The organism is Streptomyces sp. 8P21H-1 (assembly GCF_013302945.1).
The window spans coordinates 1-972 of record NZ_JABTYA010000069.1 but is presented as its reverse complement, the minus strand read 5'-3'; the positions used below and the strand labels follow the sequence as shown (position 1 = coordinate 972).

Sequence of the window (972 nt, the reverse complement as noted above, 5' to 3'; positions counted from 1 at the left end):
CCGGCCCCCGGCACGGCAGCCGGGCCCGTGGCCGATCGTCCGGGCCTGTCGGACCAGCCGGACCAGCCGGACCGGTCGGGGAGGCCCGGCCGCGACCGGCACGCTCGCCTCGTCTTCGGCGACCTGGCCATCGACACGGGCGGCCTGGAGGTGTTCCGGGCCGGTGAACCGGTCGCGCTGGCCCCCACCGAACTGCGGCTGCTGCTGGAGTTCGCCGCGAACCCGGGCATCGTGCTGGACCGGCAGACCCTGCTGCGCGACGTGTGGGACTACGGCTGGGACGGCGACAGCCGCGTGGTCGACCTGTGCGTGCAGCGCCTGCGGAAGAAGATCGGGGCCGAGCGGATCAAGACCGTCCGCGGCTTCGGCTACAAGCTGCGGCGCTGACGTGGGACGCGCGCTGCCGCACTGGCGTTCGCTGCGCTGGAAGATCGCGCTGCTCGTCACCGTGGCGTGCTGTGCCACCGCGGTGACCGTCGGGCTGCTGGTCCACCGCAGCACCCTGGAACGGTCGATGAACGACGGTGCGGCCAAGGCCCTGACCCAGTTGTCCAACGCCGTGGAGGACTACCAGCGGGACGGCGTCCCGCCCGACGGTCTGGTCGTCTCGCCCGGGGAGATGCCCGACGAACTCCTGCACCGCCTCCGGTACCGGCAAGGCAGGGCGGTCGGCTCCGCCACCTGGTACGACGGCGACAGCCCCGGCGACCACCCCTCGATGTGGGCCGTTGGGACCCTCCGTGGCGCTCCCGTGGCGGTGAGCACCGACATGACCTCCGACCTGCTCACCCGGCGGGCGCTGGACCGGCACATGTGGAAGTACTCCCTGGCGGCGCTGGCGGTCGTCGTACCGCTGTCGGCGCTCGCCGCCGAGTTTCCGAACCGGAGGCTGCGCCGGGTGGCGCGGACCGCCCGCCGGATCGCCGGGGGCGACCTGGCCGCCAGGACCGCGGCCGGTGGCCGGGGCGGTGA

Annotated in this window: 1 protein-coding gene and 1 pseudogene; both read left to right on the top strand. The window is 74.1% G+C overall.

Annotated features, from left to right (window positions below; translation table 11 throughout):
* Positions 1-387 (top strand): winged helix-turn-helix domain-containing protein (locus HO151_RS07140; RefSeq protein WP_254594623.1); only part of this gene is annotated, 387 nt, incomplete at its 5' end.
* A 1-nt stretch (position 388) separates the two neighbouring features.
* Positions 389-972 (top strand): annotated as a pseudogene (locus tag HO151_RS01340) (two-component sensor histidine kinase); the annotation flags it as partial.